Origin of the sequence: Flavobacterium sp., from assembly GCF_027484705.1 — a bacterium.
Lineage (GTDB): Bacteria > Bacteroidota > Bacteroidia > Flavobacteriales > Flavobacteriaceae > Flavobacterium.
In genome coordinates, this window is sequence record NZ_JAIXSL010000012.1 from 43,823 (window position 1) to 58,780 (window position 14,958).

The following is a 14,958-nucleotide window of genomic DNA, read 5'->3' on the forward strand; positions in this document are numbered from 1 at the left end:
ATTCAAAATTCATCATTCAAAATAATAAAAAATGGCAAACTTAAAGGAAATCCGTAATAGAATTACTTCCGTTTCATCCACGATGCAAATCACATCGGCGATGAAAATGGTTTCTGCCGCGAAGCTCAAAAAAGCACAGGATGCGATTACAGCGATGCGACCTTATGCCGAAAAACTGACGGAATTGTTGCAGAATCTCTCCTCAACGCTTGATGGCGATATTGGTGGAGCCTTCACAACACAACGTGAAGTGAAAAGGGTTTTGATTGTAGCGATCACCTCCAACCGAGGATTGGCCGGTGCTTTCAATTCGAATATCATCAAAGAAGCCAGAAACCTCAGTGAAAATGTCTATGCCGGAAAACAAGTCGATTTTATCACGATTGGTAAAAAAGGAAACGACGCGATCCGCAAAAGCAACACCGTAGTTTCAAACCACAATGCGATTTTCGATAACCTGACTTTTGATAATGTAGCCGAAATCGCTGAAGAACTGATCCATTTATTCGTGACCGGAAAATTCGACAAGATTGTTTTGGTGTACAACCAGTTCAAAAATGCCGCGACGCAAATCGTTCAGGCAGAACAATTCTTACCATTGGCTCCTGTTGTTTCAGATAAACCAGCTTCTTCTGGCGATTATATCTTCGAACCGTCGAAAGAAGAAATCGTGTTGACCTTGATTCCAAAATCGTTGAAAACACAACTTTACAAAGCCATCAGAGATTCATTCGCCTCAGAACACGGAGCGCGTATGACGGCGATGCACAAAGCAACTGACAACGCCACAGAGTTAAGAGACCAACTAAAATTGACTTACAACAAAGCACGTCAGGCTGCCATTACCAACGAAATCCTCGAGATTGTTGGTGGAGCCGAAGCTTTGAAAGGATAATACAAACAAAACACTATACAAGAAAGCCGGCATTTATTGTCGGCTTTTTTATTTAATCCATAGCGCACCGACAAACCAAACAAATCCTTATTTTTGTTTGCAACCATAACAGTTACCTTTGGGACTTTACAAAAACCTTTTCAAGCAAACCGCCATCTACGGACTCGCCACGGTGTTTCCGCGCATGATGAGTTTTTTCCTAGTGCCGCTCTATACCGAACTGCTGCCGAAAGAGGAATACGGAAAAGTCACCGTCATTTTCGCCTACATGATTTTCTTCAATGTGATGCTGGCTTATGGCATGGAAACCGCTTTTTTCCGTTTCTACAACAAGGAAACCGATAAGAAGAACGTCGTGGAAACCGCCATGATTTCGGTATTTTGGTCTACAATCCTGTTCCTGATTCCCGCACTGATTTTTCGCAAAACACTCGCTTATTATTCAGAAATTGATGTGCAGTATGTCACGTACAGTATCTGGATTTTGGCGCTCGATGCGCTCGTAGTCATTCCATTTTCCAAATTGCGTGCGAACCAAAGACCAATGTTTTACGCCATCATCAAAATGGGAAATGTCACGATTAACCTGATTCTGAATATTTTCTTTTTGGTGTTTCTGCCCAAACTCGCCGTAAATCCTGATAGTTTTTTCAGCACCATTTATTTTGAGAATTTCCAGATCGGTTACATTTTCGTTTCGCTTGTCGTTTCGAGTCTCGCTACATTCATCGCGCTTTCTTCCGATTATCTGAAAGTCAGCTGGCATTTCGATTTTGATCTCTGGAAACGCATGATGCGCTACGGACTTCCAATACTCGTGGCCGGAATCGCATTCGCCATCAACGAACAATTCGATAAAATCCTGCTCGGAAAATTGCTGCCCAAAAACATCGCCGATTCAGAAGTCGGAGTCTATTCCGCATGCTACAAATTAGGTTTGTTCATGGTTTTGTTCAGAACCGCTTATACTTTAGGCATCGAACCGTTTTTCTTCAGCCACGCCGACAAAGACAACGCCACACAAACTTACGCCACGGTCACCAAATATTTTGTGATTTTCGGCTCGTTCATCATGCTCGGCGTGATTGTGTTTGCCGACTTATTCAAAAGTGTCATGATCCGCGACAGCTCGTATTGGGAAGCCATGAAAGTCGTCCCCCTGATCATTCTTGCGAACTTTTTCCTTGGCATCTACACGAACTTATCGGTCTGGTACAAACTCATCGACAAAACTTACATCGGCGCCTGGATTTCTATTGTCGGCGCGGTAGTGACGCTAGTGCTCAACTTCCTGTTGATTCCCCAATACAGTTATATGGGTTCGGCGATTGCGACGATTTCAGCCTACGGAAGCATGATGCTCATTTCTTATTTCATGGGCCAAAAACATTACCCAATTCCTTACGACAAGAAAAAAATCGGCGGTTATCTCGGCCTTTCGATTGTCTTTTCAATTGTTTCGTTTTATTGCTTCCGCGAGAATTACTTCGTAGGGGCCACCCTGCTGATCTTATTCCTTTATTTCATCTACCACAACGAAAAAGAAACTTTAGCACGTATTATGAACCGTAAACCGACTTAGGAGCTGTTTGCTTACGCCTGTTCGCCCTTTCAGGAGCTCGGGTCCCGCTATCATTCCAATCTTTCACGCCGAACAACGGCGTAAAAGGATTTTCCCTTCTATCGGGGCTAGGACTAATTAGTTATATTTGATGTTTAGTTTTCAAATAAAAAAAGGCATATACCTGAAGACCACCGGACTTCCTCCTCTTAATATCAAATAATCGGGGCTAAGACAATCCGTACAAATCAAAAACAACCTCAAAAAACAAAACCCGCGTCCATCCGCTAAATCAGTGGCATCCGCGTTCCAAAATAACCATCCATGAAAATCAAAATCATCAACCAATCGCAACACGCGTTACCGAACTACGAAACCATCGCATCGGCCGGCATGGATTTGCGCGCCAACCTTACGGAATCCATCACGCTCAATCCACTCGAACGAGCGATCGTCAAAACCGGATTGTTCATAGAATTACCCATAGGCTACGAAGCACAAGTACGCCCAAGAAGCGGACTCGCTGCCAAAAAAGGCATCACCGTACTCAATTCACCCGGAACCGTAGACGCTGATTACCGCGGCGAAATCGGAGTGATTTTAGCAAACCTGTCAAATGAACCTTTTGTGGTAGAAAACGGCGAACGCATCGCCCAACTCATCATCGCCCAACACGAACGCGCCGAATGGATCGAAGTGGAAACCTTATCGGAAACCTCTCGCGGCGCAGGCGGCTTCGGAAGCACAGGCGTGAAATAATATCATCACGTTTTGACAGCGATCAAGCCCATCTCACCAAGCCAACGCGAACCCATTGTTGACATCCTCAGAGGTTGGGCACTGTTCAGTGTCGCCATGATGAATTATGCCACAATTCACGGTTGGAACAATCATTCAAAAAACCTTGAAGAAAGCCCGTTGCACGATTTTTTTCAAACTATATCTGAAACCATTTTTGAGTCAAAAGGCTGGACTTTATTGGCCATTCTGTTCGGTTATGGTTTTTCCGTTTTGCTTAAGAACATTAGCCATCACGGACAGAATCTTTATCATTTTTTTATAAAACGCATGCTTTGGCTTTTTGCATTTGCCTTGATGAACACGTTTTTTTTTGGAGGAGATATCTTAAACGATTACGCCTTAATGGGTTTGATTTTGCTGCTGTTTTATAATTTAAGTACAAAATCAATAACGGTTTTTGCGATAACCATTTTACTTCTCACACCGGTCTTGCAATCGGTATTGGGAAATCACCATTTGTTGTTTACGCCGCAACACCGTGATGCTTTCTACGAACTTTATGAACACGATACGATGCTCGAAAGCATCAAAGCCAACCTATACATGCGCTACCAATGGATGCTGCGGTTAAGCTATTCTGTGATATTGCATTTGATCCAATTAGGCTGCTTTCTTCTTGGCGTGGTATTTCAAAGAAGCGGTTTTTTTGAGTGTTTGCGCGACGAGCCAAAATTATTACTTAGAAAAATACTGCTCATCAGCTTGCTTGTTTCCGTACTGATTTTCTTGTTGCAAATGGAGGTAGAAAAAAAAGAATGGGAATTTAACGACTATTACAATCTGTATTATCCACAGGTTTTAAGCATTATGGTTTTTACAACCTCGGCGGTTTGCGGACTTTATTTTTCGGGATATTTCAAAGCAATTTTTGAATCCATGCGCATTATAGGCAAAATGACGCTTACTAATTACATCTTGCAAAATATGATTGCGTTTGGTTTATTCATCTGTATCAGGCCTAATTGGAATTGGGAATCCTACATCCTTACAGGAATTGCCGTGTATGTCGTTCAAATAGTCTTTAGCAAGTGGTGGCTGAGCCAATACCATTATGGTTTTTTCGAATGGTTATGGCGGTGTTTGTCCTACCAAAAACGATTTGCTTTAAAGAAAGAAAAATAACCGATGGAAGCACTAAAACTATTTGTCCATCAACTCCATCAACTCCAAAGCTTTTCGAATTGATTTCACATGATCGAAAGTCAGCAGCAAACGCAAACCATTCGGTGTCTGTTTTTCTTTCATTTTGCACAACTGCGATTGCTTCTGCACGAACTGCAATACCTTATGAAATTGCGGCGAAGCATAATAATCACTCTGCTGATCCGACACAAAATAACCGATCATTTTGCCTTGCTTCATCACGAGTTTTTCAATGCCGACTTTCGACGCAATCCATTTGATTTTAATGCTATTTAACAATGAAATCGCCTGCTTTGGCAACGGTCCGAAACGGTCAATCAGTTTCACTTCATAGGCCTGCAATTCTTCTTCGGTTTTGATCAAACTCAACTCATTATACAAATTCAGACGCTCCGAAATGTTGTTGATGTATTCATCGGGAAACAACAATTCGAAATCCGTATCGATCTGCAAATCCTTGACATATTCTTTGTCAGGCTGGTCTTCGGATTCGTATAAATCTTTGAACTCGTTTTCCTTCAGTTCCTCGATGGCTTCGTTCATGATTTTCTGGTAAGTCTCGAAACCAATCTCATTGATGAAACCGCTTTGCTCACCACCCAATAAATCTCCAGCGCCGCGGATTTCCAAATCCTTCATCGCAATGTTGAAACCGCTGCCGAGTTCGCTGTATTGTTCCAAAGCCTGGATTCGTTTTCGCGCATCATCGGTCATCATCGAATACGGCGGGCAAATGAAATAACAGAACGCTTTTTTGTTGCTGCGCCCGACACGCCCGCGCATTTGGTGCAAATCCGACAGTCCGAAATTGTTCGCATTGTTGATGAAAATCGTGTTCGCGTTCGGCACATCGAGTCCGCTTTCGATAATCGTTGTCGCGACCAAAACATCGAATTCGCCGTTCATAAAAGCGAGCATGAGTTCTTCGAGTTTACTGCCCTCCATCTGACCGTGGCCAATTCCTACGCGTGCATCTGGAACTAAACGCTGAATCATTCCTGCAACTTCCTTGATGTTTTCAATGCGGTTGTTAATGAAAAACACTTGTCCGTTTCTTTGGATTTCATAAGAAATCGCATCGCGGATCAGTTCTTCGCTAAACGCCACGACGTTACTTTCAATAGGATAACGGTTCGGCGGTGGCGTTGTAATCACTGATAAATCACGCGCCGCCATCAATGAAAACTGCAAGGTTCTCGGAATAGGCGTTGCGGTTAAAGTAAGTGTATCAACATTCGCAGCAATCGTTTTGAGTTTGTCCTTGACATTCACACCGAACTTCTGTTCCTCATCCACAATCAGCAATCCCAAATCTTTAAAAACTACATTTTTATTGACAAGTTGGTGCGTCCCGATCACAATATCGAGTTTGCCGTCGGCCAAATCTTTGAGCGTTTCTGATTTTTGTTTGGCTGTTCTAAATCGGTTGAGATATCCAATCGAAACCGGCATATCTTTCAAACGTTCCGTAAAAGTTCTATAATGCTGGTACGCAAGAATCGTTGTCGGCACCAAAACCGCGACTTGTTTGCTGTTGTCCACGGCTTTGAAGGCCGCGCGAATCGCAACTTCCGTCTTACCGAAACCAACGTCGCCACAAACCAGACGGTCCATCGGGCGGTCGCTTTCCATGTCGGCTTTGACTTCCTGTGTCGATTTGGTTTGGTCGGGCGTGTCTTCGTAAATGAACGAACTTTCCAATTCGGCTTGCAGATAACTGTCTGGCGCATAACGAAATCCTTTTTCGAGGCGGCGTTTCGCATAGAGTTGAATCAAATTGAACGCAATGTGTTTGACGCGCGCTTTGGTCTTTTGCTTTAAGGCTTTCCACGCGCCGGAACCTAATTTGTAGATTTTCGGCGGCGCACCGTCTTTGCCGTTGTACTTTGAAATTTTATGTAAGGAATGGATGCTCACATACACAATATCGTTGTCGGCATAAACGAGTTTGATCGCTTCCTGGGTTTTGCCTTCGACCTGAATTTTCTGCAATCCGCCGAACTTCCCAATCCCGTGATCGATGTGCGTCACATAATCGCCGACCGCCAAAGTGTTGAGTTCTTTAAGTGTAATCGTTTGTTTTTTTGAATAACCGTTCTTGATGTTGAATTTATGGTAACGCTCGAAAATCTGATGATCGGTATAACAGGCGACTTGGTTTTCTTCATCGATAAATCCCTGATACAACGGAAAAACAACCGTGTGGTATTGCTTTCGGATGCTTTCGTGGTTGGCCTCATCAAGTGATTCGAATATGTCATGGAACCGTTTTTCCTGTGCAGTACTTGAGCAAAACAAGTAATTCTTATAACCGTTGAAATGGTTGTCGCTAAGGTTGTTGAGCAACAAATCGAATTGTTTGTTGAACGAAGGCTGCGGCTTGATATGGAAATCGTAAGCTTTGGCACTGTTAAAAGTTGGTTTTGAACTCAATTCCACAACCGTAAAATCCAAAGTTTTTTTGAGGAATTCTTTTTGGTGCAGGAAGATCCTTTCGGGCGGAATGTGCTTGATTGTTGCGTTCAAGTTCTTGAAAATATCTTCGGCTTTGTCGAACAGTTTTTCGAGTTTGGAAATCAGCAGTTCGGTATTCTGGAGGAAGACAATCGTGTTTTGCGAAATGTATTCGAGGAAACTTTCGCGGTTTTCCTGAAAGAACTTGTTCTCGACATTTGGGATAATGGCAATCTTTTTCTGCTTTTCGATCGAGAGTTGGGTTTCGACGTCAAAGCTTCGGATGCTGTCGACTTCATTGCCAAAAAACTCAATACGATAGGGGTTGTCATTCGAAAAAGAAAACACATCGATGATGCCGCCACGCACCGAAAATTCTCCGGGTTCTGTGATAAAATCGACGCGTTTGAATTCATATTCAAACAACACTTCATTAATGAATTCAATCGAAATCTGATCACCCACGGCTACTTTTAAAGTGTTCTTGTCGAGTTCTTTTTTGGTCACTACTTTTTCAAAAAGTGCTTCGGGATAAGTAACAATAACGGCAGGTTTCTTCCGCGAGTTGATGCGATTCAGCACTTCGGCGCGCAACAAAACATTCGCGTTGTCGGTATCTTCAATCTGATAAGGGCGGCGGTACGAACCCGGATAAAACAGCACATCTTCCTCGCCGATCATTTGCTCGAGATCGTTGAGGTAATAAGCGGCCTCTTCCTTGTCGTTTAAAATCACCAGAAAAGGATGTTCCGTTTTTTTGAACAGCGCCTGAACTATAAACGAAAGCGACGAACCGATGAGTCCGTTGAGATGGATTTTTTGTCCGTGCGTTTGCAGACTATCGCCAATTTGTTTGACTCTAGCAGACGCATCATACAGCGGAATAAGGTTGTTTTTACTCAAAGGTTAGGTAAAATTATGATGAAATTAATTTGGGATAGCGCGTGTCGTATCGAGCATTCGGATCATATCAGATTCGCCTTCTTCAGTCGGAATCTGGCTTTTTCGCACAATTTCATCCATTTGCTGGTAAAGCGAGATCATTTCAATATCGACTTCGCCCACGAGCGCTATTACTTTTTGTTCAGGAATGGCATCAAGGTTAATGAATAAATTGATCGAATTGATTTTGGTCACCAAAGCCGAAATCCTGCTTTTGACTTGTGGTTTGTTGAAGGCCGGCGGAATGTTGTTGTTCAAAGCAAGCGCTTTTTTGGAAAGGTCTTTTGATTTTTTTTGGAATGCCCCGATAGAACTTTTGGGCGTTTGGTGCAATTCGGTATCGAACTCGCGCAGTTCCTTCCAGTTTTGTACCAATCCCTGCGTCACCGGATTTAACGCCGGGTTTCTAAAATGCCAACCGTTGCTGATTTTGGTAAAGATCAGTTCTTTGGCCTGGGCATCTTTTCGTTGTTCGGCCAATTGCTTCTCGTCATTTTTTTGACATGAAAACAACACGAACACAACCAAAACAGCAGAAAAAAGTTTATAATTCATGACAGGAATTTTGAGCCGTAAAGTTACAAAGGTAAAATGAAACAAGACAGGACAAAGCCTAACGAAGTAGTACTTTTATGAAATAATTTAGGTTTTATCGGCTAAATTTTAATTTCCGAAATGGTATCTTTAACCCCACAAACAACAACCATGAATACAAAAATCCTGATCATCGGTGCCTGCGGACAAATCGGAACCGAACTCACCCATAAGTTAAGGGCTATTTACGGAACCGAAAACGTCATCGCCTCGGACATTAGAAAAATGAATACGGATGTCGTCAATTCGGGGCCGTTTGAAGTGGTGAACGCTTTAGATTTCAACCAGATTGAGCATTTGGTCGAAATCCATCAGATCACCGATGTCTATCTTATGGCGGCGCTTTTGTCGGCCACGGCTGAAAAGAATCCTGCGTTTGCCTGGGATTTGAATATGAATTCGTTGTTTCATGTGCTTAATTTAGCGAAAGCCAAAAAGATCAAAAAGATTTTCTGGCCTTCAAGCATTGCGGTTTTCGGACCGACGACTCCCAAAGAAAATACACCACAATACACCATCATGGAACCTTCGACGGTTTATGGCATCAGCAAACAATCTGGTGAACGCTGGTGTGAATATTACAACCATATTTTCGGCGTCGATGTGCGCAGTATTCGTTATCCGGGACTCATCAGCTGGAGTTCGCCTCCGGGCGGCGGTACGACTGATTACGCGGTTGACATTTATCACAAAGCATTGAGCCACGGCAAATACGAATGTTTCCTTTCGTCTGAAACCAAAATGCCGATGATGTATATGGATGACGCAATCCAGGCGACGATTGATATTATGCAAGCCGATGCCAATCAAATCAAAATCCGATCTTCGTATAATCTTGCCGCGATGAGTTTTACGCCAACCGAAATTGCCGCTGAAATCAAAAAGAGCATTCCGGATTTCGAGATCACTTACAAACCTGACTTCCGCCAACAGATTGCTGACAGTTGGCCTGCAAGCATTGATGACCGTCGTGCCCGGGAAGATTGGGGCTGGAAACACAAATTCGATTTAACTTCAATGACCAAGGACATGCTGTTGCATCTCCAAGAACAATAAAAAACCGCCTCGTCCTTTTTCATAAGACAAGACGGTTCTGAAATAATTTGAACTTTCAGAGAAGTTTTTTCTTTAAGGTGCCTGAACAATTGGCGATCTAAGCGATTCCAATACGGCAACAACATCAGTATACAATTCAGTGTTGGCTGCTACGCCATTGGCTTGAGCCGCTGCTCCTACATAACCTTCAAATTTAGTATAGTCAGCATTGGTAGCTTTCACGCCCATTCTGTTGTTCACAGCCGGATTGTGGGCTGCCACCATATCAAGCCCTCTGTAAGTATTCACTGCGTTGGTTCCGCCGGTATTGAAGGAGAAGAAATCCGTAAGATTGTCTACCAATTCAGCCAAGTTAGTGGTATTACCTGCACCTACTTCTGCTAGTAATGGAGCAAAATGAGCACTCAAATTGCCAGCATTACCGCTTGGATTTGCAGCGCTTGGAACATCGGCAACTATGTTTTGAATCGTGGAATTCACCACTTTTCGGTAAGCCAAACGACCTGCTTCAATGGTTACTGCCGGATCGGTACTGTCTGGATCATCGACCAAGGTTGTACCTCCCAACCGGGCATAAATGGAAGGTTTTGCGACGACCGTGTCATCGTTGTCGTCCTTGCTGCAAGAACTGAATACGCCTGCTCCCAACAATAGGGCGCAAAAGGCAAGTTTTGAAAAATTTGTCATAGTGGTAATATTTAAGGATTAATTAAAAACTTTTTGGACGGTTTTGGAAAACTTGTAATAGAAACCATCGTGGTTCATCACCAGGCAAACCGATTTTGAAGCAAGGTTTTCAGGAACCAAAAATCGTTTGGCATGGTAGTTTCCTTTGGCCATGAGTTGGTCGAATACTTTTTTGGAATCAGCGATTCGGTTGTCATGAAAGTAGACGACAACATTTTTTTTGACCAGCACATCGCTTTTGACGCCCGGAATCGATAAGATTTTTGTTTTAACATCGGCAGCACCGATAGCATCGAACGGTTGGTCAAAATCGATGCGACTCACCTGAACCGTAGCGTTTTCTAGTGGTTTTGCGGTAGCAATATGGGCAACCAGGATAACAAAAAGTAGCAATACTGAGCCTAAAATGCTTACGGCTGCTATTCTTAATTTTCTGTTGATTTTCATTTTGTCTGTATTTATGGTGAAACATTATTGTGTTATGGCATGTACGACAGAAAATCAACCTTGGTTTGTTTTGGAAAAAAATAAAATAAAAAAACTCCATTTCGTATACTGAAATGGAGTTTGAAAGGAAGTAAGACAGTATGTTTTACTTGTCTTTTTTAATTTTTTGGATCAAGGCATCTTCGATGGGTGCTTTCACCTTAATCACGGCGTCAGTATTGTCATTAGGAATAGTCATCGAGAGCACATAGTGTTGAATTTTCCATTCCTTGCCCACTTTGACCATGACGCCAGAACCGCGGCAGACTTTCATCCAGGTGTCCAACAATTCGTCGAACCATGCGGTCTTTTGGTCTTTGCTCAGATAAATGTGGCGTTCAAGCGGTTTGAAATCCCAGGCTTTTCCTTTATCGAAGTATGGTTTGGCAAAGGCTTCAAAAGCTTTTTTATTCCAGTTTTCAGTGGCATCGGTACCAATAAAAATAGCATCTTCAGTCATAGCACCGAAGTATTTTTTAGCGTCGGCATCTGTGGCGGCTTTGTGCCAGTTGTTGAGCACCGCATCAATTTGTTCTTTATCGGTTTTCTGCGCGTTTACCTTGGTGGCGAATGAAGTACACAGTAAAACGCTTACCCATAGGAGCATTATTTTTTTCATAGGAGTGAAATTAAGATTGGAATATCCGCTTTAGTCTATTGTAAATGTAAGTAAATTATGGAAAGTTTTATTGAAGTTCTAATGATAGCATGTCAATTGTTTGTGTATTTTTATATCGTTTAACAAACGGCACTTATGGCAAACAGCAAGCGGATTATAATAATGCTTTTTGGGATTTCGAGTTTTTTTATTTCTTGTAAAAAGAACAGCGACGTCCTCAATGCCAAAGAAGCATCGGCTAAACAAGTTACATCATCGTTTGACAGTATTTCGTTGGCTGCTTTTTTTACCAAACATCCCAAACTTAAGGAGTATGAACCGCAGATGCAGGCCTTATACCGCAAGCACCAATGGAATTACGTTTGGTATGATAAAAAAGGCATCAACGAATTGGCGGATTTGTTATACAGCAAAATCAATACGATTGAAGACGAAGGCATCAAAACCAGCATTCCGTATCATGAAGAGCTCGAAAAAGTTTTTCACGACAATGTCGATTCCAAACCCAACACCAATAATGAATATCTTGTTTCGGCGATGTATTTCTTTTATGCCGACAAGGTTTTTCATGGTTTTGACGTGAAGACAAGACAGGAATTGGGCTGGTATTTGCCCAGAAAAAAAGTATCTTATGTTGATTATCTCGATTCCCTAATGGCCAATCCGAAACGCATCGATAAAGACGAAACAGAAGTTCTCGGCCAATACTATCGTTTGAAAGCCAGTTTGCAGCGCTATCGCGAAATGGAAAAAAAATCGGCTTGGGACAGCATTCCGTTCGACCCTAAAATGGATCCGCTTGTTGTAGGCGATTCTTCAGAGATCATCCCGAAAATCAGACAGCGATTGTTGGCTTTGGAAAACATGACAACCGATTCGAAAAGCAAAGTCTATGATAAAAGTTTGGCGCGTTTGGTATTGAAATATAAGACCAGTATCGGTTTGGTGCCTTCGAGAAAAATTTCGGCCAAAATGATTGCGGCGCTCAGTGTTCCGATTTCCGAAAAGATTAAAACCATCATGGTAAACATGGAGCGTTGCCGTTGGATTCCGAGCGACATCACCAAAGCGAAAGAATATATCGTGATCAATATTCCGTCGTACCAACTGACTTATTTCAAGAAAGGCGAGCCGGTATTGCGTTCGAACGTTGTCGTGGGCAAAGTCATGAACCAAACCGTTGTTTTTAGCGGTTTGATGAAATTCATTGTGTTCAGCCCGTATTGGAACGTTCCTAAAAGTATTGTCGAAAAAGAAATCAAACCGGCACTCGAGAAAAATAAAAACTATCTCGAGCAGCACAACATGGAAAAGGTCAAAGGGCAAATCCGCCAAAAACCCGGTCCGCAAAATTCGTTGGGATTGGTCAAATTCCTGTTCCCAAATTCAAACAACATATATTTGCACGATTCTCCGGCCAAAAGTTTGTTCGATCGAACGCATCGTGCTTTCAGCCATGGTTGCATCCGGGTGCAGAAACCGCAGGAACTCGCCAATATGATTATGGAGGACGACAAAGAATGGACACCGGAAAAGATCGATTCTACGATGCACGGCGGCAAGGAAACCTGGTATACGCTTAAGGAAAAGATTCCGGTGTATATCGGTTATTTCACGGCTTGGGTGGATGATGATGGGCAAATTCATTTTTATGATGATGTATACAAAAGAGACAAACGCCTCGCCGAATTGATATTCAATGAAAAATAAACCACTAACAATAACTTAAAATCTACATTATGAAAGTACTTAAAATCGTTTTATTGGGAATGTGTGTGGCCGCTGCAATACCTTCAGCTCAAGCACAGAAATTTGGTGTTCGCGCCGGGTTGACCATCGCTAATGTTAGCGGAGATGGTTTTGGAAGTGATGTGAAACCTCTGACTGGAGTTTATGCCGGAGTTTTCAAAGAAATTACGATCGTGCCGGAATTGTTCTTTCTGGAGCCTGAAGTGCAGTATTCGATGCAGGGCTTCAAAACCAATGATACCAATTACTCTATTGGTTATATCAATGTGCCGGTTCTGGCTAAAGTCTATATTTTGAAAACCCTGAGTTTAGAAGCTGGCCCGCAAGTAGGTTTTAAAATCAACGATAATTTTCCAGATAGTGCGGGCGATGATACCAAAATCGAAACCATTGACACGGCAATTGCCGGAGGCATTGGGCTTAATTTTCCTATCGGACTTTCGATAAACGCGCGTTACGCCATGGGACTTTCCGATATCGTCAAAGATGTTGATGGTAAAAATCAGGTCATTCAAGTGGGCGCGGCATTTAAGTTTTAGAACTTCACTAAATCACAGCAACCAGCATAAAAAACTATTTTCGGTAATTCGGGAATAGTTTTTTTATTTGGGCTACCTTGCTAAGTTGTCGGTCCAATCAGGCAATTCCTGAATTATGGAAATTGCTTTTGAAACCTTAATCGCCTCTTACCTCCAAGATAAAATAGGCATAGCAGATCATTTTATTTCCGATGCTTTAGCGGTGCATTTACAGGACAATATGCTTCAATTGGTTCGGGAAAAGTTGTTGGTCGCGGCCGGAACGGGAAATGATCAAAAGCTTGTACACGATACATCGGTCCGAAGGGATGCTATTTATTGGCTCGATAAAAACCACCACAACATTCATGAAACCGCATTTCTGGAACAGATGGAAGCTTTCATTCTTTACCTCAACAACAGTTGCTATGCGGGCATCACGGGTTATGAATTCCATTATTCACTTTATGAAACCGGCGCCTTTTATGTCAGGCATCTGGATCAGTTTCAGGACAATGCAAGCAGGACTTATTCGATGATCAGTTACTTAAATGCCAACTGGCAACAGGAAGACGGCGGCGAATTGCTTGTACATCACCTCAAAAAAGACCAACATATTGCACCTACACAAGGCAGAACCGTGTTTTTTAAAAGCAATGAACTCGAGCACGAGGTTTTGGTTACGCAAGCCCGAAGAATGAGTATTGCAGGTTGGCTGAAACGGGATTGAAACTCATAGATTACAAAAAGAAATTCTTGATTTGATAAGCCAATAGCGAAGGATCGATCCGGTCTATCGGATGCGTTGTATTGGGTAAAACCAGCAATTGTCCGTACGGCAACAATCGATACATGGTGAGGGTTTCTTCGATGCTTACCATATTATCTTTATCACCAACAGCTACTAATATTGGTGTTTCGATGGTTGTTAGGTCATTGTTTTTCAAGGTTGGATTTGTTCCTAAATCAAGCATCATCGCCGCCGTTTTCTCCATCAACATTTCCCATTGATTGCCGTGGAGTGTGGCCAAACTTCCAGCATATTTCGGCACTTTTTCTTTAATTACCGAAGGGTTCAGCATTTTCGATTCGCGGCTGGCGTTCTCTAAAGTCCAATCCCATTTGGTAGCTAAAGTGAACAGTTTCTCGATCTTTTCGGGGAAGTTTTTCGCGAGGTATAACCCTATGTAACCGCCCATACTGTAACCGAATATATTTATTTTTTGAAGATTGTTTTGGTTCATGAATGCCAGTACTTCATCGGCAAATTTAGGAATTGAGAATCCGTCGGCAGGAATTTCACCACCGCCATGACCCTTGAAATTAAATCGATACACTTCAAAATCGCGAGCCAATTCAATCTCTAAATTATTGAAATGTTCCTGACTTCCTAAGGCTCCGTGAAGTAATAGTAGTTTTTGCATGACAGGCATTTTAGTACAGTACGAATATA

Annotated in this window: 14 protein-coding genes; 8 read left to right on the forward strand and 6 right to left on the reverse strand. The window is 42.4% G+C overall.

The window, feature by feature from the left end:
• Positions 1–31: 31 nt before the first annotated feature.
• The 4 genes from atpG to Q0058_RS06925 all read left to right on the forward strand — a co-directional run bounded on the left by atpG (position 32) and on the right by Q0058_RS06925 (position 4,379).
• Positions 32–895, forward strand: coding sequence for an ATP synthase F1 subunit gamma (gene atpG / locus Q0058_RS06910; protein ID WP_298222235.1), 864 nt, complete (start codon positions 32–34; stop codon positions 893–895).
• A gap of 118 nt (positions 896–1,013) precedes the next feature.
• Entirely contained in the window at positions 1,014–2,477 is a 1,464-nt protein-coding gene (locus Q0058_RS06915; protein WP_298222237.1) for an oligosaccharide flippase family protein, read from the forward strand.
• Positions 2,478–2,780: 303 nt separating this feature from the next.
• Positions 2,781–3,215 (forward strand): dUTP diphosphatase, encoded by a 435-nt coding sequence (gene dut / locus Q0058_RS06920; RefSeq protein WP_298222239.1) that lies wholly within the window; start codon positions 2,781–2,783, stop codon positions 3,213–3,215.
• A gap of 12 nt (positions 3,216–3,227) precedes the next feature.
• Positions 3,228–4,379, forward strand: coding sequence for a DUF418 domain-containing protein (locus Q0058_RS06925; RefSeq protein ID WP_298222241.1), 1,152 nt, complete (start codon positions 3,228–3,230; stop codon positions 4,377–4,379).
• An 18-nt stretch (positions 4,380–4,397) separates the two neighbouring features.
• Here the strand turns inward: Q0058_RS06925 and mfd are convergent, their stop codons facing one another.
• The gene (gene mfd, locus Q0058_RS06930) at positions 4,398–7,757 is read right to left on the reverse strand and encodes a transcription-repair coupling factor (protein WP_298222243.1); all 3,360 of its coding nucleotides are present in this window, start codon (positions 7,755–7,757) and stop codon (positions 4,398–4,400) included.
• A 24-nt stretch (positions 7,758–7,781) separates the two neighbouring features.
• Positions 7,782–8,351: a hypothetical protein gene (locus Q0058_RS06935; RefSeq protein ID WP_298222245.1), complete on the reverse strand. Its 570-nt coding sequence runs from the start codon at positions 8,349–8,351 to the stop codon at positions 7,782–7,784.
• A 150-nt stretch (positions 8,352–8,501) separates the two neighbouring features.
• On the opposite strand from Q0058_RS06935, the gene Q0058_RS06940 reads away from it, so the two are divergent.
• Entirely contained in the window at positions 8,502–9,446 is a 945-nt protein-coding gene (locus tag Q0058_RS06940) for an L-threonine 3-dehydrogenase (protein WP_298222247.1), read from the forward strand.
• A gap of 72 nt (positions 9,447–9,518) precedes the next feature.
• Here Q0058_RS06940 and Q0058_RS06945 read toward each other — a convergent pair whose 3' ends face one another.
• From Q0058_RS06945 to Q0058_RS06955, 3 genes are all read right to left on the reverse strand, one after another.
• Positions 9,519–10,133 (reverse strand): hypothetical protein, encoded by a 615-nt coding sequence (locus tag Q0058_RS06945; protein ID WP_298222249.1) that lies wholly within the window; start codon positions 10,131–10,133, stop codon positions 9,519–9,521.
• Positions 10,134–10,151: 18 nt separating this feature from the next.
• On the reverse strand, positions 10,152–10,580 hold the full coding sequence (locus Q0058_RS06950) for a hypothetical protein (protein ID WP_298222252.1): 429 nt from the start codon (positions 10,578–10,580) through the stop codon (positions 10,152–10,154).
• A gap of 145 nt (positions 10,581–10,725) precedes the next feature.
• Entirely contained in the window at positions 10,726–11,238 is a 513-nt protein-coding gene (locus Q0058_RS06955; protein WP_298222254.1) for a nuclear transport factor 2 family protein, read from the reverse strand.
• 135 nt (positions 11,239–11,373) lie between these two features.
• Here Q0058_RS06955 and Q0058_RS06960 point away from each other — a divergent pair, with 135 nt between their 5' ends.
• The 3 genes from Q0058_RS06960 (at position 11,374) to Q0058_RS06970 (ending at position 14,235) form a co-directional block, all read left to right on the forward strand.
• Entirely contained in the window at positions 11,374–12,948 is a 1,575-nt protein-coding gene (locus Q0058_RS06960) for a L,D-transpeptidase family protein (protein ID WP_298222256.1), read from the forward strand.
• A gap of 29 nt (positions 12,949–12,977) precedes the next feature.
• Positions 12,978–13,526, forward strand: a complete 549-nt coding sequence (locus Q0058_RS06965; RefSeq protein ID WP_298222258.1) for a porin family protein — start codon at positions 12,978–12,980, stop codon at positions 13,524–13,526.
• Positions 13,527–13,641: 115 nt separating this feature from the next.
• Positions 13,642–14,235, forward strand: coding sequence for a 2OG-Fe(II) oxygenase (locus Q0058_RS06970; protein WP_298222260.1), 594 nt, complete (start codon positions 13,642–13,644; stop codon positions 14,233–14,235).
• Between the two features lie 10 nt (positions 14,236–14,245).
• On the opposite strand, the gene Q0058_RS06975 is transcribed toward Q0058_RS06970, so the two are convergent.
• Positions 14,246–14,929, reverse strand: coding sequence for an alpha/beta hydrolase (locus Q0058_RS06975; RefSeq protein ID WP_298222262.1), 684 nt, complete (start codon positions 14,927–14,929; stop codon positions 14,246–14,248).
• Positions 14,930–14,958 lie beyond the last annotated feature (29 nt).